Source organism: Rhodococcus rhodochrous (assembly GCF_900187265.1).
Classification (GTDB): Bacteria; Actinomycetota; Actinomycetes; order Mycobacteriales; family Mycobacteriaceae; genus Rhodococcus; species Rhodococcus rhodochrous.
In genome coordinates, this window is sequence record NZ_LT906450.1 from 1,866,626 (window position 1) to 1,884,968 (window position 18,343).

Annotated in this window: 13 protein-coding genes and 1 tRNA gene; 6 read left to right on the forward strand and 8 right to left on the reverse strand. The window is 69.0% G+C overall.

Annotated features, from left to right (window positions below; genetic code table 11):
• Positions 1–30: 30 nt before the first annotated feature.
• Both rph and rdgB read left to right on the forward strand, forming a co-directional pair.
• Positions 31–819: a ribonuclease PH gene (rph, locus tag CKW34_RS08510; protein ID WP_059383963.1), complete on the forward strand. Its 789-nt coding sequence runs from the start codon at positions 31–33 to the stop codon at positions 817–819.
• A gap of 7 nt (positions 820–826) precedes the next feature.
• The gene (gene rdgB, locus CKW34_RS08515; protein WP_059383999.1) at positions 827–1,438 is read left to right on the forward strand and encodes an RdgB/HAM1 family non-canonical purine NTP pyrophosphatase; all 612 of its coding nucleotides are present in this window, start codon (positions 827–829) and stop codon (positions 1,436–1,438) included.
• Between the two features lie 46 nt (positions 1,439–1,484).
• Here rdgB and CKW34_RS08520 read toward each other — a convergent pair whose 3' ends face one another.
• The 3 genes from CKW34_RS08520 to CKW34_RS08530 all read right to left on the reverse strand — a co-directional run bounded on the left by CKW34_RS08520 (position 1,485) and on the right by CKW34_RS08530 (position 3,219).
• Positions 1,485–1,946, reverse strand: a complete 462-nt coding sequence (locus tag CKW34_RS08520) for a DUF3349 domain-containing protein (RefSeq protein ID WP_059383998.1) — start codon at positions 1,944–1,946, stop codon at positions 1,485–1,487.
• A gap of 339 nt (positions 1,947–2,285) precedes the next feature.
• Positions 2,286–2,738, reverse strand: a complete 453-nt coding sequence (locus CKW34_RS08525) for an ATP-binding protein (protein WP_059383962.1) — start codon at positions 2,736–2,738, stop codon at positions 2,286–2,288.
• A 55-nt stretch (positions 2,739–2,793) separates the two neighbouring features.
• Positions 2,794–3,219: an STAS domain-containing protein gene (locus CKW34_RS08530; RefSeq protein WP_231921854.1), complete on the reverse strand. Its 426-nt coding sequence runs from the start codon at positions 3,217–3,219 to the stop codon at positions 2,794–2,796.
• Positions 3,220–3,326: 107 nt separating this feature from the next.
• Between CKW34_RS08530 and CKW34_RS08535 the strand changes: the two genes are divergently transcribed.
• Genes CKW34_RS08535 through CKW34_RS08545 form a run of 3 tightly spaced genes read left to right on the forward strand, consistent with a single transcriptional unit; the run spans position 3,327 to position 6,584 of the window.
• Complete coding sequence (locus CKW34_RS08535) at positions 3,327–4,511, forward strand: PP2C family protein-serine/threonine phosphatase (RefSeq protein ID WP_226950112.1); 1,185 nt, start codon at positions 3,327–3,329, stop codon at positions 4,509–4,511.
• A gap of 10 nt (positions 4,512–4,521) precedes the next feature.
• Positions 4,522–6,147, forward strand: coding sequence for a sensor histidine kinase (locus CKW34_RS08540; protein WP_231921856.1), 1,626 nt, complete (start codon positions 4,522–4,524; stop codon positions 6,145–6,147).
• Positions 6,144–6,584: a response regulator gene (locus CKW34_RS08545; RefSeq protein ID WP_059383959.1), complete on the forward strand. Its 441-nt coding sequence runs from the start codon at positions 6,144–6,146 to the stop codon at positions 6,582–6,584. The genes CKW34_RS08540 and CKW34_RS08545 overlap by 4 nt, the downstream gene beginning before the upstream one ends.
• 77 nt (positions 6,585–6,661) lie before the next feature.
• On the opposite strand, the gene CKW34_RS08550 is transcribed toward CKW34_RS08545, so the two are convergent.
• The 5 genes from CKW34_RS08550 to CKW34_RS08570 form a co-directional block, all read right to left on the reverse strand.
• Entirely contained in the window at positions 6,662–7,039 is a 378-nt protein-coding gene (locus tag CKW34_RS08550) for a DUF3817 domain-containing protein (RefSeq protein WP_006554752.1), read from the reverse strand.
• Positions 7,036–7,452: a hypothetical protein gene (locus tag CKW34_RS08555; RefSeq protein ID WP_059383996.1), complete on the reverse strand. Its 417-nt coding sequence runs from the start codon at positions 7,450–7,452 to the stop codon at positions 7,036–7,038. Before CKW34_RS08555 ends, CKW34_RS08550 begins: the two co-directional genes overlap by 4 nt.
• 69 nt (positions 7,453–7,521) lie before the next feature.
• A tRNA-Leu gene (locus CKW34_RS08560) sits at positions 7,522–7,606 on the reverse strand.
• Between the two features lie 17 nt (positions 7,607–7,623).
• Entirely contained in the window at positions 7,624–8,121 is a 498-nt protein-coding gene (locus CKW34_RS08565) for an HNH endonuclease signature motif containing protein (protein ID WP_080968379.1), read from the reverse strand.
• On the reverse strand, positions 8,118–8,648 hold the full coding sequence (locus CKW34_RS08570) for an HNH endonuclease signature motif containing protein (RefSeq protein ID WP_059383958.1): 531 nt from the start codon (positions 8,646–8,648) through the stop codon (positions 8,118–8,120). Before CKW34_RS08570 ends, CKW34_RS08565 begins: the two co-directional genes overlap by 4 nt.
• 413 nt (positions 8,649–9,061) lie before the next feature.
• Here CKW34_RS08570 and CKW34_RS08575 point away from each other — a divergent pair, with 413 nt between their 5' ends.
• Positions 9,062–18,343 (forward strand): type I polyketide synthase, encoded by a 9,282-nt coding sequence (locus CKW34_RS08575; RefSeq protein WP_059383957.1) that lies wholly within the window; start codon positions 9,062–9,064, stop codon positions 18,341–18,343.

The window sequence follows — 18,343 nt, forward strand, 5'->3', positions numbered from 1 at the left end:
CCCGCCCCCGGATCGCCTAGGCTCGGACGAGTGACGACACGAGAAGACGGCAGAGCGGACGACGAACTCCGGAACATTCGCATCACCCGGGGATTCACCAACCACCCGGCGGGCTCCGTGCTCGTCGAATTCGGACAGACCCGCGTGATGTGCACCGCCAGCGTCGAGGAAGGCGTCCCGCGGTGGCGTAGGGGCTCCGGCCTCGGCTGGCTGACCGCCGAGTACGCGATGCTTCCCGCCGCCACCCACACCCGCAGCGGACGCGAATCGGTCAAGGGCAAGCTCGGCGGCCGCACCCAGGAGATCAGCCGGCTCGTCGGCCGGTCGCTGCGCGCGTGCATCGACCTCGCCGCGCTCGGCGAGAACACCATCGCGATCGACTGCGACGTGCTGCAGGCCGACGGAGGCACCCGCACCGCCGCCATCACCGGCGCCTACGTCGCACTGTGCGACGCGGTGACCTACCTTCGTGCCGCGGGCAGCCTCGCCGACCCGCAGCCCATCTCGTGCCAGATCGCCGCCGTCAGCGTCGGCGTGGTCGACGGACGTGTCCGCCTCGACCTGCCCTACGAGGAGGACGTGCGCGCCGAGGTCGACATGAACGTCGTCGCCACCGAGGCGGGCACCCTCGTCGAGGTCCAGGGCACCGGCGAAGGCGCGACCTTCCCGCGTTCCACGCTCGACGCGATGCTCGACTCCTCGCTCGCCGGGATCGAGGAACTGTGCCGGATCCAGCGCGAAGTGCTCGCCGAGCCGTACCCGGGCGCCCTGCCCGAGCCGGTCGAGGCGGAGGCCGGCAAGAAGAAGTTCGGAGCCTGACGTGCGGGTGCTGGTCGCAAGTCGCAACGCGAAGAAGCTGCGCGAACTGCAGCGCGTGCTCGACCGTGCCGGGATCGAGGGCATCGAACTCGTAGGCCTCGACACCGTCCCGCCGTACCCGGAGGCGCCCGAGACGGGGGAGACCTTCGAAGCGAACGCCGGGGCCAAGGCTCGCGACGGCGCCGCAGCCACGGGTATGCCCTGCGTCGCCGACGACTCCGGTCTCGAGGTCGACGCCCTGCGCGGCATGCCCGGCGTGCTCTCGGCGCGCTGGAGCGGACGCCACGGCGACGACGAGGCGAACACCGCACTGCTGCTCGGCCAGATGCAGGACGTGCCGGACGAGCGTCGCGGCGCGGCCTTCGTGTCGGCCTGCGCACTCGTGGTGCCGTCGGACGACGGATTCGTCACGACCGTCGTGCGCGGCGAATGGCGCGGCAGCATCGTGCGCGAGCCGCGCGGCGAGAACGGTTTCGGTTACGACCCGGTCTTCCGGCCCGAAGGTGAAGAACGCACCGCGGCGGAACTGTCCGCGGAGGAGAAGGACGCACAGTCGCATCGAGGACGGGCACTCGCTCAGCTCGTGCCCGCCCTCGCTGCACTCGCCGCGAGTGCCTGACCCGCGGCTCGCCGCGGTCGGTTGATTCGCGGCTCGCCGCGGTCGGCTAGCGGGCGCCTGCCTGCGTCCCCCGCTCCTCGCGAACCGGCTCCGCGGCGCCGGTATCCGATGCAACGCCGGCGTCGGGTGCCGGCGCCGCAGCCGTCTCGGTCGTCGGTTGCGTATCCGCCTCGGCGGGTTCGGTCGGCTCGTCGCCGCGGGAGAGTTCACCGCCCACGACGGGCCAGCCCGCAGCGACCAACTGTTCGCGAACCCGCTCGACGTCCTGCGGGTCCGGTTCCTCGTGGATCACTCCCGCCACGATCTTCCGCAATGTGTCGTGGTCGACCTGCCGCTCCGGATGTTCCGACGCGGTCGCCGCTGCCGTCTCGATCGCCTCGAGAAGTTCCTCTTCGGTGAGCCGGCGCTTGAGCACGGCAAGCAACGCGAAGTGATCCTTGGCCGGGATCCCCTCGGGATATCCCGCCCGCAACCAGTCCAGTACCACGCGTGGATTCCAACGCGCCATCGTCGCCTCCTCACTCACCGTCCCGCACGGACCCTTCGAACCCGAAATGTCCGCCGGAAACCCCCTGTCAGGGTCACAGGGTTCCCGCCACGATAGCGAGGAACACCTGATTCGCCCCGTCAGGGCAGTGAAATGTCCCGCAGATACGCGGTGGGCGTCGTCTTCGCCGTCGTCGACCGGGTGAACCGGGATCTGCTCGAGCAAGGGTGCGCGGGCGTTCCGTCGCAGGGGCCGCACCCGCAACGACAGGTATGACGAAAGCAGCCGTGGGAGGAGCATCGTGCTCCTCCCACGGCCGCTTCGTATCCGAGAACTCGCGACGCGCGCCTACCGCGCAGATCAGCTCGCGTCGTGGGACGAGAGTTCGTTGTTCGCCCTGTCCGTCTCTTCGAGGACCCATCGCATCTCGACGACCGTGCCCTTCGGGCCGGCCGAGACCTGCAGATCGCTGGCCAGATTGCGGATCAGCGTCAACCCGTGACCGCGTGAACGTCGGGCGTCGCTGTCGACGGCGTCGTGCCAGGAGCCGTGGTCGACGACCCGCACGACCACCTCACCCTCGTCGGGCAGATACGCCGCCTCGTAGTCGAGCGTCCCGTGCGCATCGTCCGGCGCATAGGCGTGCTCGACGGCATTCGCGAGCGCTTCGTAGCTCGCGAGCAGTATGTCCTGTCGTTGGTCCTCGCTGAGGGGGAGCTTCGCCAGCCACCGCCTCGTGACGACCCGCAGGCCTGCAATCTCGGTCGGGTCGGCTCGCACACCCGACGAACTGATCTCGTCGGGAAAGAGCAAAGCTGACTCCTCGGGCGCAGACGACATGGCTCCTCGGTTCGTCGGGTACGGCGGTCTACTCGGAGACGCCTTCCGGCGAGGTACCGAGGCCGACGAGCGCGTCGTCGAGCTTCGGATGGATCGCCAAGACCTCTCCGAGGCCGAGGAGTTCGAGCGGGCGTGCCGTTGCACTGCCGTGTGCCACGACGGCGAAACCGGTGTTGTCGGCAGCTCGCTTGGACAACTCGACCAACAGAGCGATACCCATCGAAGCGAGGAAATCAACCCCGCTGAGGTCGACAATCAGTCCGGAGATGTCGGTGTCGAGAAGTGCGAGGGCTTCCTGCTCCAGGAGCGGGGCGCTCGTCATGTCGACTTCGCCGTTGACGGACAACACGGCCACGGAGCCGTTGCGGGTCGTGGAAATAGTCATATGCGGATGCGCGGTCATGGGATCGTTCACCTTGTCATCATGCAAGATCGTGCCGATAGACGCACACATCGGTCCGTCGGCCGTAGCCGCGACCCTCCGTGACCACCCTGTGACCATGCCGTCGTGGAGTCTGTAATGTTCCCTTTCGAGCAGGGAGGGAGGGGCGCCGAGTGGACATGCACCGAGCGCAGAGCGAGTCGGTCGAACCACCGTCGTTGCTCCTCATCGAGGACGATCCGGGTGACGCGCTCATCGTGGAGGAACTCGTCGTCGACAGCGCCCCCGAGATGACCGTCGTGTGGGTACAGACACTTGCGCAGGCCCGCGACGAACTCGCCACATCGGCTCCCGACTGCGTACTTCTCGACCTCCACCTGCCCGATGCGAGCGGGCTCGAAGCCGTTGCCCGCATCCAGGAGATCACAGATTCCGTCCCCATCGTCGTCCTCACCGGCCTCGCGGAGGAACAGACCGGCCTCGCCGCGTTGTCCGTGGGCGCCCAGGACTATCTCGTCAAGGGACGTGTCGAACCCGATCTGTTCGGCCGCGCCGTCCGCTACGCCATCCAGCGAAAGCAGACCGAGATCGCGGCGGCCGAACTCCAGGCGAGCCAGCTGCACGCACAGGAGAACGCCCGACTCGAACGCGGACTGCTCCCGTCCCCGCTCCTGCGCAACGGTCAGGAGTTCGACGTCGTCTCCCGCTACCGCCCCGGCCGGTCGTCCGCTCTTCTCGGCGGCGACTTCTACGACGTCGTGCAGACCGACGACGGCACCGTCCACGTTCTCATCGGCGACGTCTCCGGCCACGGCCCCGACGAGGCAGCCCTCGGCGTCGGGTTGCGCATCGCGTGGCGCACGCTCGTGCTCAGCGGGGTCGACGGCCCCCGCCGTTTGCACCAACTCGAGGAGATCCTCGTCGCGGAGCGCACGGAGAGTCGCTTCTTCGCCTCGATGACGAACCTCACGATGTGTGCCGACCGCAGCACCGTCGAGGTCATGCGGGCCGGTCATCCCGGTCTGCTGCTCCGACATGGCGGAACCATCGACTGGGTCGAAGCGCCCGGTGGTCCGGCTCTCGGCCTGCTGCCGGGTGTGGCCACCTGGCCCGTCCACACGATGGAGTTGCCCGAGGACGGCGCGATCGTGCTGTTCACCGACGGATTGTTCGAGGGGCATCGCGGCGACGGCCCGGAACGACTCGGTGAGGAAGGACTCCTCGAGCTCGCGCGCGAACGCGCTCATCTGCCGGCCGCCGAGTTCACCGACTCGCTGATCGACGGTGCCGAGAAACTCGCGGACAGTAGGGGAGGACTGTCCGACGACGTCGCAGTCGTCCACGTGCAATGGAACAGGAAGTGATCACCACCGCATGACGAACAACGACGCAACGGGGGAGGCGGGAGACGTGCGTCGTTCGCCGTCCCGCGGGCTGACGGTCCAGGGCTGGTTCCTCCTCGTACTGGGCGTGATGGGGCTGCTGGTCGTCGTCGGCACTGTGGTCGGCAGCCACTTCCTCCGTGAGACGACGGAGTACTCCAACTACGTGCGCGACCGAATCCAGCCCGCCCGCGTCGAGGCGTACCGGTTGCAGTCGGCGCTGATCAACCAGGAGACGGGCGCGCGGGGTTACATCCTCGCCGCCGACCCCGAGTTCCTCCGCCCCTACGAGGACGGACGACGCGACGAGGAGGCCGCGGCCGCCGAGTTGCGTGCCCTCGTCGGCGACGAGGAGGACCTGATGGCGGATCTCGAAGCGATCGAAAGGCACGCAGCGGAATGGCGGCGCGTGTACGCCGAACCCCTCATCTCCACTGTTGTGCCGGGAGAGCCCCGGTTCGTCGACCCCGCCGCCGTCGCAGCGGGGCGTGATGCCTTCGACAGGATCCGGGCCGCATTCGCCGTCCAGAACGCCGACCTCACGCAGGCCCGAGAAGACGGCATCGCCACCCTCGAGGACACCCGGACCACGCGGGATCGCATCCTCGCCGGCATGGTCGTGGTCTTCCTCCTCACCGGCGTCGGTCTGGCCGTTCTGCTCCAGATGATCGTGGTCCGACCGATCCAGCGGCTGCGGCAGGCCTCGCGCAAGGTGGTCGCGGGGGAGAACTTCGACGTCGAGATCGAACCGCAGGGTCCCGCCGACATCCGGGCACTCGGCCGGGATGTCGAGGACATGCGTGAGCGGATCGTGCGCGAACTGCAGGTCGCGCACGAACGCGAGGAGCAACTCGAGAACCAGACGACGGAACTGCGACGCTCGAACTCCGAACTCGAACAGTTCGCCTACGTCGCCTCCCACGACCTGCAGGAGCCGCTCCGCAAGGTCGCGTCCTTCTGTCAGCTGCTCGAGAAGCGCTACGGCGACCAGCTCGACGAACGCGGCAGCCACTACATCGCCTTCGCGGTCGACGGCGCGAAGCGTATGCAGGTGCTCATCAACGACCTGTTGACCTTCTCGCGGGTCGGACGAGTCAGCGACGCGCACGTCCGCACCGAACTGGACGTGACCCTCGACGCGGCCCTGACGAACATCTCCCAGGCGGTCGAGGAATCCGGGGCGAAGATCTCCCGGCCCGAGTCCCTGCCGACGATCGTGGGCGATCCCACACTGATGATCATGTTGTGGCAGAACCTGATCGGAAACGCGATCAAGTTCCGCCACGAGGACCGGCCCGTGGAGATCCGGATCGACTGTGAGGAGATCGTCGACGAGGGTGACGAGTTCTGGCGATTCTCCGTGCAGGACAACGGAATCGGTATCGCCGAGGAGTTCGCCGACAAGGTCTTCGTGATCTTCCAGAGGCTGCACGGCCGGGACGTCTACACCGGCACCGGCATCGGCCTGGCGATCTGCCGCAAGATCGTCGAATACCACGGTGGAGAGATCTGGCTCGACCCGCAGTATCGGGACGGCAGTCGCTTCTGCTTTACGATGCCCAAGGCAGACGACAGCATGTCTGCAACCGAAGTCGCTCTGAAAGGGGCATCTGCATGAGCGTTTCCGGGCGGCCGATCGACGTCCTCCTCGTCGAGGACGACCCCGGCGACGAATTGATGACGCGCGAAGCGTTCGAGGACAACAAGATCGGAAACACCCTCCACGTGGTCCGCGACGGCGAGGAGGCACTCGACTTCCTCTACCGGCGCGGTCAGTACGAGAATGCCCCTCGGCCCGACCTGATCCTCCTCGACCTGAACCTGCCCAAGTACGACGGACGGCAGGTCCTCGAGCAGGTCAAGTCCGACTCCGACCTCACCGACATCCCCGTCGTGGTCCTCACCACCTCGGCAGCGGAAGAGGACATCCTCCGCAGCTACAAGCTGCACGCCAACGCGTACGTGACGAAGCCGGTCGACCTCGACCAGTTCATCCGCGCGGTGCGCCAGATCGACGAGTTCTTCGTCCAGGTGGTGCGCCTGCCGCGACGCTGAGCGCGCACGGTCACAGACGAAAATCGGGCGGATCCTTTCGAAGGATCCGCCCGATTCGTGTCCGTGGAGGTTGCCGGTCAGACTCCGAAGTCGGCCTTCACCTGCTGGGTGCGCTTGTGCTCGACGAAGAAGGACAGGAACGGGATGGTGCCCGCCAGGAGCGTCCACACCGTCCGGGCGATCGGCCAGCGCACCTTGATGGACAGGTCGAAGGTGAGGACCAGGTACACCGCGTACACCCAGCCGTGCACGATCGCGATCCAGGCCGGCACGTTCTCGACACCGATGATGTACTTGGCGACCATCTCACCGGTGAGGATGAGCAGCCAGATACCGGTCGCGTAGGCGAGCACGCGGTAACGCAGAAGAGCGGACCGGATCTTCTTCCGGTCGGCCTCACTGACGACGCGCGGCGTGGTGGCCTGGCCGGACGCCTGCTCGGGGGTCGTGCTCACTGAGCGCTCCTATCGGACCTGCGCGCCAGTTGCGCGAGGTACTCGTTGTACTCGTTGATCTGTTGTGCGTCGGGATCCGCGGCCTCCTGCTCGCGTGCCTCGGCGAGCGTGCGCGGTCGGGTGGGAAGAAGATCCTCGGGGATCTCGGTGGGCTCGTCCGAATCGGACGGGCGTCGTCCGCCGGTGCTCTCGGCTTCCTGCTCCTCCGCCTCGAGGCGGACGAAGCGCCGGTAGGCGTAGACGCAGAAGAAGGCGAACGCGGGCCACTGGAGGGCGTAGCCGAGATTCTGGTAGGTGCCGCCGACCGCTTCGAAACGGACCCACTGCCAGTAACCGAGGCCGAGGCATCCGGCCGCGGCCACCAGGACCAGGATGATCAGGGCCAACCGGCGGGGAGGGCGATGCTCGGACACGCCCTCGACGGTACCCGAACGGTGCACCGACCTGCCAAGACCGGTCGGTGCACCGTGGGTGAGGTCACGTGGTGCGCGAGGGGGGACTCGAACCCCCACGTCCTATGGACACTGCGTCCTAAGCGCAGCGCGTCTGCCGTTCCGCCACTCGCGCGTCACGGACACAATACGTCACGAGGACGGCTCTTCCCTACGGAAGGTGAAGCGGCGCCGCCCGGCCCAGGTCGGTGTCTGGGTGTGGCAGTTGGGGCACAGAAACCGGACGTTGTCGGGTCTCGAATCGTTGGGATTTCCGTCGATGTGGTCGACGTGGAAGACCAACGGCCGGCCGTACCAATATGGCTCCGTGCCGCAACCTTCGCATTCGTGTGGGCGACCGGACTCGATGAGAGCCCGACGCAGTAGATGAGGTTTGGTTCGTGGCGAGCCTGCCGGTGTCTCGACCAGGATCGTGGTCCAGTGCCGCTTCACCACAGGTCCACCCTGAACGGGAGGGCGGCCGGTGAAGTGGGACGTATCGATACCGAGTGCCCTGATCCTGCGGGTCAGATGCGTGTGATGTCCTCCGTTGGGTTTGAGACCGAAGTACCGCATGACGTCGGCGAAGTTGACGCAGCTGCGAACTGCCTCTTCGAGCATCTCCTTCGTGTACTTGACCGGTCGCGTCACCGTGTCCCCGCTTCCACCTCGATGCTCGACTCGGCTGGAGCCGCGTCGAGGGCTCGGATCGGTCGGTTGTGTCGGATCCTCCTGCCCCAGGTGGGTGTCTGGCTGTGGCAGTTGGGGCACAGGAAGCGGAGGTTCTCCGGACGGGAATCGTTCGGATTGCCGTCGATGTGGTCGACGTGCAGTGCGAGCGGCGATTTCCGCCATTCCGGACCGGTGCCGCAGTTCTCGCACCTGTGCGACCGCCCGGATTCGATGAGCGCTCGTCTGAGGCGGGCAGCTTCTCTGCGGTTGGAGCCGGCCGGTGAGACCGTGAGCACCTCCGACCAGTGCAGGCGGTTCCGAGGCGGTATCCCCTTCTGGTGGGCCATACCCCGGAAGTGGGACGTGTCGATTCCGTAGAGCTTGATTCGTCGGCTGATGTTGGCATGGTTGCCGCCGTCTTCGCGTAATCCGAATTGCCTCAACACGCCCGCGACGCTGGTCGCCTTCGCGACCGCCTCCTCGAGGACCTCCCGCGTGTACTTCACCCTTCTCCCCACCGTGCCCCCTGTCGAATATTTGTTCGATTCGCCCGAAAGCTATCGCAGGGCGCCGACACGTTTTCGATCTTGCGATGCACGATCCGCGACGGCCGTCAATGGGTAACGATTTGATAACGAAAAACGTGAGGGATTCCTCGGGTTCATGGACGTCCACGCATCGACGCAGCCAGGAGTGATTCCGGTTACCGACCAGTTACTTTCAAGCAGTCGTGTGAGGGAAATCACTGGTGGGGGAGGTGTCGAGCAAACTGCGCGAAACAAAACATGAGGAACCCCTCATGATTTTGTGCGAACCTTGGCGTGCCCGAACAGCGGACCACTAGTCCAGCAGCACACCGGCGCGCAGCGCTGACACACGAAGCCTCGACGCCGGGGTGTTCAGGAGAGGAACCACACGCGTGACGATCGACGAGACCACACCAGGCGACAACGGACGGAACTCGAAGGCATCACGACGCACCACCGATCGGTCCACGGCAGCCGCTCCGGCCCGTGCCCTGGTCGACAAGCTCCTCGCGGGTGAGCCCTACGCGCTCGCATTCGGCGGCCAGGGAGCCCCCTGGCTGACCTCGCTCGAGGAGCTCAGCCGCGACAACGGACTCGAACCGGTCCTCACCGACCTGGTCAACCGCGCCACCGCGCACCTCGCCCCGGTCGCGAGCGACCTCGTCGTGGTCCGTCCGACGGGCTTCGACCCCGTCGCGTGGATCCTCGAGGCCGAACTCGCCGACGAGGACGACGCGCCCACCGGCCCCTCCGAAGCCGCTCTCACCTCCGCCGCCGTGTCGCTTCCCGGCGTCTTCCTCACTCAGGTCGCCGCACTGCGTGCGCTCGCGAACCAGGGCCTCGACGTCGACTCCGTCGCGCCGAGTGCGGTCATCGGCCACTCGCAGGGCGTCCTCGCCGTCGAGTCCGTCGCCGCCGCCGGCCGCAAGGACGCCGAGATCCTCGCGATCGCCCAGCTCATCGGTGCCGCCGCGACCCTCGTCGGACGTCGTCGCGGCCTGATCTCCGGCGCCGGCAAGTACCCGATGCTCGCCGTCGCCAACGTCGACCCCGAGCGCCTGCGCGCGATCGTCGCCGAGGTCTTCGAGGGCCAGGATGCCGAGCGCAGCGCCGTCGTCGCGATCCGCAACGCCCGGCGTCGTGTCGTGCTGTCGGGCCCGCCCGCCGCCCTCGAGCGCGTGCAGCAGCGCTGTGAGCAGATCTCCGCCGCGGAGACCCGCGAGCGTGAGGCCAAGAAGCGCGGTGGCGCCGTGTTCTCCCCGACCTTCGAGCCCGTCGCGGCCGAGGTCGGCTTCCATCACCCCGCATTCGCGGATGCCGTGGAGCAGGTCGCCGACTGGGCCGCCCGCTGCGAGCTCGACGCCGAGCTCGCGCGCAGCCTGGCGCAGGCCATCCTCGTCGCCCCGATCGACTGGGTCGAGCAGGTCGACTCCGCCGTCGCGTCCGGTGCCTCGTGGATCCTCGACCTCGGCCCGGGGGAGCTCCTCACCCGCATGACCAGCTCGGGCCTGCGCGGTCAGGGCGTCGGCATCATCGCCGCCGCGACCCGCGGCGGTCAGCGCAACCTCCTCACCCCGGGCGCCGAGCCCGAGGTTCCGCGTGCCTGGTCGGAGTTCGCTCCGAAGCCGGCCGCGCTGCCCGACGGCCGCATCGCCGTCGAGACGGCCTTCACCCGCCTGACGGGCCGTTCGCCGATCCTGCTCGCGGGCATGACCCCCACGACCGTCGATCCGAAGATCGTCGCCGCGGCCGCGAATGCCGGCCACTGGGCCGAGCTCGCCGGTGGCGGTCAGGTCACCGAGCAGATCTTCGCCGACCACGTCGCCGAGCTCACCGAGCTGCTCGAGCCGGGTCGCGCCGTCCAGTTCAACTCGATGTTCCTGGACCCCTACCTGTGGAAGCTGCACGTCGGCGGCAAGCGCCTCGTGCCCAAGGCCCGTGCGGCCGGTGCGCCCTTCGACGGCGTCGTCGTCACCGCCGGTATCCCGGAGCTCGACGAGGCCGTGCAGATCATCTCCGACCTGCGTGAGGCCGGCATCGAGCACGTTGCCTTCAAGCCGGGCACGGTCGCGCAGATCCGTTCGGTGATCCGCATCGCCAACGAGGTCCCGGACTACCCGGTCATCGCCCACATCGAGGGCGGCCGCGCCGGTGGTCACCACTCGTGGGAGGACCTCGACGACCTGCTCCTCGACACCTACGCCGAGCTGCGCACGCGCCCGAACCTGGTGCTGTGCGTCGGCGGTGGCATCGGTACGCCGGAGAAGGCCGCCGACTACCTGACCGGTCGCTGGTCGACCGTCTACGGTTTCCCCGCGATGCCGCTCGACGGAATCCTCGTCGGCACCGCCGCGATGGCGACCCTCGAGGCCACCACGGCTCCCGAGGTCAAGCAGCTGCTCGTCGACACCCCCGGCACCCCCGACTGGGTCGCCGCCGGCACCGCGACCGGCGGTATGGCCTCCGGCCGCAGCCAGCTCGGCGCCGACATCCACGAGATCGACAATGCTGCGTCGCGCACGGGTCGCCTCCTCGACGAGGTCGCCGGTGACGCCGATGCCGTGGCCGCCCGCCGCGACGAGATCATCGAGGCCCTGAACGGAACGGCGAAGCCGTACTTCGGTGACCTCGACACCATGACCTACCTGCAGTGGCTCGAGCGTTACCTCGAGCTGGCCGTCGGTGCGGACAACGGCGCCGAGTTCGATTGCGGCACCGACCTCGCGGACGTCCTCGCCGAGGCGCACACCAGCCCGTGGCTGGACGTGTCCTGGCGTGAGCGTTTCCGCGACATGCTGCAGCGCGCCGAGGCACGCCTGCATCCCGTCTGCCGGGGCCCGATCCCGACCCTGTTCGACGACGACGCGGTGCTCGAGCGTCCGTACGCCGCGATCAAGTCGCTGCTCGCGCAGTACCCCGACGCGGGCGAGGTCGTGCTGCATCCCGCCGACGTACCGTTCTTCGTGTCGCTGTGCCGCACGCCCGGCAAGCCCGTGAACTTCGTTCCGGTCGTCGACCAGGACGTGCGTCGCTGGTGGCGTTCGGATTCGCTGTGGCAGGCCCACGATCCGCGGTACTCCGCAGACCAGGTCTGCGTCATCCCCGGCACCGTCGCCGTCGCCGGTATCACCCGCGTCGACGAGCCGGTCGGTGAACTCCTCGACCGCTTCGAGAAGGCCACGGCCGACGAGCTCGTCGCCGAGGGCGTGGAGCCGGTCGAGCTCGCCGCGCGTCGCCACCGCGACATCGCGCCGGGTCTGCTCGACGCCGTGCTGTCCTCGCCCGACGTCTCGTGGGCGGGTCGCCAGACCCGCAACCCGATCCACCGTCTCGGTGATCTGGACGAGTGGACCGTCGAGTCGGAGACCGCTGCCTCGCACGCCCCGACGGGTGCGACCCTGACGATCCTCGACGACGAGCACGTCGGCCTGCGGGTTCCGCTGGTGCGCGACAAGGCTGTCGAGATCCGCCTGACCGTGCCCTCCTCGGTCGTCTCCGGTGGCGCGCCCGTCGTCACCGAGGCCGACGCCGATGCGGCGATGTCCGCGCTGCTCGGTGTCGCCGCCGGTCAGGAACTGCCCGAGGTCAAGAAGGGCGCTGCCCGCATCACCCTCGGCTGGCTGCCGGAGAAGATCGCCGACCACGCCGGTGTCACCGGTTCGGGCCTGCCCGCGAACCTGACGCCGAGCGGCAACGGTGTGCCCGATGTGCTCGTGGGTGCCTGCTGGCCGGCCGTCTTCGCTGCGTTGGGCGCCGCCCGCACCGAGACCGATCTCTCGGTCATCGAGGGCATGCTCGACCTGGTCCACCTGGATCACGCGATCGACGTCAAGAACGGTCTGCCCACCGATCCCGCCTTCCTGGGCGTCAAGGCCGAGGTCACCGGTGTCTCCGACACCGACCTGGGTCGCGTCGTCGAGGTCGACGTGGTCATCACCGCCGACAGCGGTGACGGATCCGGCGACCGCGTGGTCGCCACCCTGGCCGAGCGGTTCGCGATCCGCGGCCGCACCGGCACCGCCGATCTCGCCGATCCGGTCCGCGCCGGTGGTGCTCTCACCGAAGCCGTCGCCGAGACGCCGCGCCGCCGCCGCCGCGACGCCGTGATCGTGGCGCCGACCGACATGAGCGCTTTCGCGAAGGTCTCCGGCGACCACAACCCGATCCATACCTCCGACAACGCCGCGCTGCTCGCCGGTCTCGGAAGCCCGATCGTCCACGGCATGTGGCTGTCGGCCGCTGCGCAGCAGGTCGTCACCGCGATCGAGCAGGACGCGAAGCTGCCGGTCCGTCGCCTGACGGCATGGACCACCCGCTTCCTGGGCATGGTCCGTCCGGGCGCGAAGATCGACGTGCGCGTCGACCGCATCGCCACGGACGGTGGAGCCGAGGTCGTCGAGGTCGGTTGCCGCGTCGACGGTGACCTTGTGATGGTCGCGACCGGCCGTATCGCCGCGCCGAAGACCGTCTACGCCTTCCCGGGCCAGGGCATCCAGCGTCCCGGCATGGGCCTCGACGCCCGTGCCCGCTCGAAGGCCGCCCGCGAGATCTGGGAGCGCGCCGACAAGCACACCCGCGAGGCTCTCGGCTTCTCGATCCTGGCCGTGGTCCGCGACAACCCGACGGTCCTCAAGGCCCGCGGCGTCACCCACAAGCACCCCGACGGCGTGCTGCACCTGACCCAGTTCACGCAGGTCGCGATGGCGACCCTCGGTGTCGCGCAGATCGCCGAGCTCAAGGAGGCCGGTGCGTTCGTCGACGACGCCTTCCTGGCCGGTCACTCGGTGGGTGAGTACAACGCGCTCGCCGCGGTCGCCGGTGTGCTGCCGCTCGAGGCCGTCCTCGAGGTCGTCTTCCAGCGCGGCTCCGCGATGCACGCCCTCGTGCCGCGCGACGAGCACGGCCGCTCGAACTACCGCATGGCCGCGATCCGGCCGTCGCAGTTCGGTGTGGACGACGCGGACCTGCAGGCCTTCGTCGCCGGTGTCGCCGAGGAGACCGGGGAATTCCTGGAGATCGTCAACCTCAACCTGCGCGGATCGCAGTATGCGATCGCCGGTACGGTCGCCGGCCTCGAAGCCCTCGAGTCCGTGATCGAGCGCAAGGTCGCCGAGTTCGGTGGCAAGCGCGCGTTCATCCTCGTCCCGGGCATCGACGTGCCGTTCCACTCGACCGTGCTGCGCGGCGGTGTCGACGACTTCCGTGAGCGCCTGCTCGCCCTGCTGCCGCAGGAGATCGACCCGGACATCCTCATCGGCCGGTACATCCCGAACCTCGTGCCCAAGCCGTTCGATCTGGGCCGCGAGTTCATCCAGGAGATCGCCGACCTGGTGCCGTCGCAGCCGCTCGCCGACGTCCTCGCGGACTTCGACAGCTGGTCGGCCAAGCCGGTCGAGCTCACCCGCGTGGTGCTCGCCGAGCTGCTGGCCTGGCAGTTCGCGTCGCCGGTGCGCTGGATCGAGACGCAGGACCTGCTGTTCGCCGACGAGGCCGACGGTGGTCTCGGTGTCGAGCGGTTCGTCGAGGTCGGTCTCGGTGGCGCGCCCACCGTCGCGAACCTCGCATCGCAGACGCTGAAGCTGCCCGGTCGTTTCGGTCAGCCCGTCGAGGTGCTCAACATCGAGCGCGAGGCGTCGGTCGTCTACTCGACCGACACCGATCCCGCCCCGGTCGAGGACGACGATCCCGCCGCACCGGCCACCGAGTCCGCTCCCGCCGCCGCTGCGGCCCCGGCACCCGCCGCGGCTCCCGCTGCGCCGGCCGGTGGCCCGACGCCGGACGACATCGCCTTCAAGGCCGCAGACGCCACCAAGGTGCTCATCGCACTGTGGACGAAGCTGCGCCCGGATCAGATCGGCCCCGCCGACACGATCGAGGCGTTGTGCGACGGCGTGTCCTCGCGCCGCAACCAGCTGCTCGTCGACCTCGGTTCCGAGCTCTCGCTCGGCGCGATCGACGGTGCCGCCGACGCCGACATGGGTGCCCTCGCCGGCACGGTCGACCGTCTCGCCCGCACCTACCGTCCCTTCGGCCCGGTGCTGTCGGACTCGATCAACGACCACCTGCGCAAGGTGTTCGGTCCGTCGGGCAAGCGTCCCGCCTACATCGCCGACCGCGTCACCAAGGTGTGGGGTCTGGGCGAGGGCTGGGCGTCGCACGTCACCGCCGAAGCTGCGCTCGGCAGCCGCGACGGTTCGTCCGTCCGCGGTGGTGACCTGGGCGGCCTGACCGACGGCGCCCTCGCGGATGCCGCTTCGGTCGACAAGCTGATCGACGCCGCCGTGCAGTCGGTGGCCTCGCGTCGCGGAATCGCCGTGTCGATGCCGTCCGCCGGTGGCGGCGGGGGAGCGACGGTCGACGCCGCTGCCCTCGGCGAGTTCGCCGAGCAGATCACCGGTCGCGACGGAGTGCTCGCCGGCGCTGCCCGCTTCGTGCTCGAGCAGCTCGGCCACACCGAGCAGGTCTCGGGTCTGGCAGACAAGGCCGACGACGAACTCGTCGACCTGGTCTCGGCGGAGCTCGGCTCCGATTGGCCGCGTCTGGTCGCTCCGGCCTTCGACGAGCGCAAGGCCGTCCTGATCGACGACCGCTGGGCCACCGCCCGTGAGGACCTGGCCCGTGTCTGGCTCGGCGAGCAGCTCGAGGTCGAGCGGTTCACCGGCGCCGGCCGGACCGTGGCCGCGCACGCCGAGTTCTGGGGCCGCAAGGCCACCGAGGCCGGTCGTACCGAGCTCGCGCAGACCTACGCCGCGATCGCCGGAACCGCCGTCGTCACCGAGGGTGCCGAGTACGCGGACGAGGTCGCCGTGGTCACCGGCGCCAGCAAGGGCGGTATCGGCGCAGCCGTCGCCGCGAAGCTGCTGGCCGGTGGTGCGACGGTCGTCGTGACCACGTCCTCGCTGAACGACAGCCGCCTGGGCTTCTACAAGGAGCTGTACGCACGTAACGCCCGCGCCGGCGCCGCTCTGTGGGTGGTTCCCGCGAACATGGCGTCCTACAGCGACGTCGATGCCCTGATCGAGTGGATCGGCACCGAGACCGTCGAGGTCGCCGGTGGCGCCAAGAAGCTCATCAAGGACGCGCTCACCCCGACGCTGCTCTTCCCGTTCGCCGCGCCGCGCGTGGCGGGCTCGCTCGCCGACGCCGGTGCGCGCGCCGAGATGGAGATGCGGGTGCTGCTGTGGTCGGTCGAGCGACTGATCGCCGGACTGTCGCAGATCGGGTACGACCGCGACGTCGACACCCACCTGCACGTCGTGCTGCCCGGTTCGCCGAACCGCGGCAAGTTCGGTGGCGACGGTGCCTACGGTGAGGCCAAGGCCGCACTCGACGCGATCATCAACCGCTGGAGCGCCGAGCGCACCTGGGCCGAGCGCGTCACCCTGGCCCACGCCCTCATCGGCTGGGTGCGTGGCACGGGCCTGATGGGCGGCAACGACCCGCTGGTCGAGGCCGTCGAGGCCGCCGGTGTCCGCACCTGGTCGACCGACGAGATGGCCGGCGAGCTGCTGAAGCTGGTCGGGCCGGAGGCCACGCGTCTCGCCGCCGAGGCTCCGCTCGTCGCGGACCTGACCGGTGGACTGTCCGAGGTGGACGTCGACCTGCCGGCGCTCGCGAAGCAGGCGCAGGACGCGGCCGACGCCGTCGAGGAGGACGAGGACGACACCGCGACCATCGCGGCGCTGCCCGAGCCTCCGCGCGCCGAGGCGCTGCCGACCCCCGAGTGGGGCACGGTCACCGCCGACCTCGCCGACACGGTCGTCATCGTCGGCGCCGGCGAGCTCGGCCCCTACGGTTCCGCTCGCACCCGCTTCGAGATGGAGGTCGACGAGGAACTGTCGGCCGCCGGTGTGCTCGAGCTGGCGTGGGTCACGGGGCTGATCGGCTGGGAGAACGATCCCAAGCCGGGCTTCTACGACACCGAGACCGGTGAGCTGGTGCCCGAGGCGGAGATCGCCGACCGCTACCACGACGCGGTGGTCGAGCGTTGCGGCATCCGCCGCTACGCCGACGACGGCGCGATGATCGACAACACGGCTCCGCTGCTCACCTCGGTCTTCCTCGACAAGGACCTGTCGTTCGTCGTCGGTTCCGAGGCCGAGGCTCGCGCGTTCGTCGACTCCGATCCGGAGAACACGGTCGCGTCGGTCGACGCCGAGTCGGGCGACTGGACGGTCACCCGCAAGGCCGGCACCGAGATCCGGGTGCCGCGCAAGGCGAAGCTGACCCGCACGGTCGGCGGCCAGATCCCGACCGGCTTCGACGTCACGAAGTGGGGCATCCCCGCCGACATGGCGGACTCGGTGGACCGGGTGGGTCTGTGGAACATCGTCAGCACGGTCGACGCCTTCCTCACCGGTGGCTTCACCCCGTCCGAGCTGCTCCGCTGGGTGCACCCGTCGATGGTCGCCAACACGCAGGGCACCGGCATGGGTGGCATGTCCTCGATGCGGTCGCTGTACATCGACACGCTGCTCGGCGAGTCGCGGGCGAACGACATCCTGCAGGAGGCCCTGCCGAACGTCATCGCCGCACACGTCGTCCAGTCGTACGTCGGTGGCTACGGCGCGATGGTGCACCCGGTCGCGGCGTGCGCCACGGCTGCGGTCTCCGTCGAGGAGGGCGTGGACAAGATCAAGCTCGGCAAGGCCGATCTGGTCGTCGCCGGTGGCTTCGACGATCTCGGTATCGAGGGCATCGTCGGCTTCGGTGACATGTCCGCGACCGCCAAGTCGGAGGACATGCAGGCCAAGGGCATCAGCGATCGTCGCTTCTCCCGCGCCAACGACCGTCGTCGCGGTGGCTTCGTCGAGTCGGCCGGTGGCGGCACCATCCTGCTCGCCCGCGGCGATGTCGCGCTCGAGATGGGCCTGCCGGTGCTCGGTGTGGTCGCCTGGGCCGGATCGTTCGCCGACGGTGTGCACACCTCGATTCCGGCGCCCGGCATCGGTGCGCTCGGTGCGGGTCGCGGTGGACGCGAGTCGGGTCTGGCGAAGGAACTGCGCAAGCTCGGTCTCACGGCCGACGACATCGCGGTGATCTCCAAGCACGACACCTCGACCGCCGCGAACGACCCGAACGAGGCCGAGCTGCACGAGCGTCTGGCCGCTGCGCTGGGCCGCAGCGAGGGCAACCCGATGTTCGTGGTCTCGCAGAAGTCGCTGACCGGTCACGCCAAGGGCGGCGCCGCTGCCTTCCAGCTGATCGGCCTGTGCCAGGTCCTCGCGCAGGGTGTGGTTCCGCCGAACCGCAGCCTCGACTGTGTCGACGAGAAGATGGCGGAATTCGAGCACCTCGTGTGGCCGCGCACGCCGATCCGGTTCGGCGAGCAGCTTCCGCTCAAGGCGGGTCTGCTCACGAGCCTCGGTTTCGGGCACGTGTCGGGTCTGATCGCGGTGGTCCACCCGCAGGCGTTCGTCGAGGCGATCCCGGCCGAGCGCCGGGAGGCCTACCTGGCCAAGGCTGCCGAGCGCACCGTCGCCGGCAAGCGTCGCCTGGTGGACGCGATGACCGGTGGGGCCTCGCTCTACCAGCGGCCCGCGGATCGTCGCCTCGGCGGCGACAGCGTGCCGGCACCGGCCTCGCGTCAGCTCGAGGCGGACGTGCTGCTCTCGCCGGAGGCCCGCCTCGGTGAGGACGACGTGTACCGCTCCGGTCTGCCCGGCTGCAAGTAG

Excerpts from the sequence above, each read along its gene's own strand:
- CKW34_RS08520 (WP_059383998.1), bottom strand. The coding sequence starts at position 1,946 with ATGGCGCGTTGGAATCCACGCGTGGTACTGGACTGGTTGCGGGCGGGA.
- CKW34_RS08530 (WP_231921854.1), bottom strand. The coding sequence starts at position 3,219 with ATGTGTGCGTCTATCGGCACGATCTTGCATGATGACAAGGTGAACGAT.
- CKW34_RS08535 (WP_226950112.1), top strand. The coding sequence starts at position 3,327 with ATGCACCGAGCGCAGAGCGAGTCGGTCGAACCACCGTCGTTGCTCCTC.
- CKW34_RS08540 (WP_231921856.1), top strand. The coding sequence starts at position 4,522 with ATGACGAACAACGACGCAACGGGGGAGGCGGGAGACGTGCGTCGTTCG.
- CKW34_RS08545 (WP_059383959.1), top strand. The coding sequence starts at position 6,144 with ATGAGCGTTTCCGGGCGGCCGATCGACGTCCTCCTCGTCGAGGACGAC.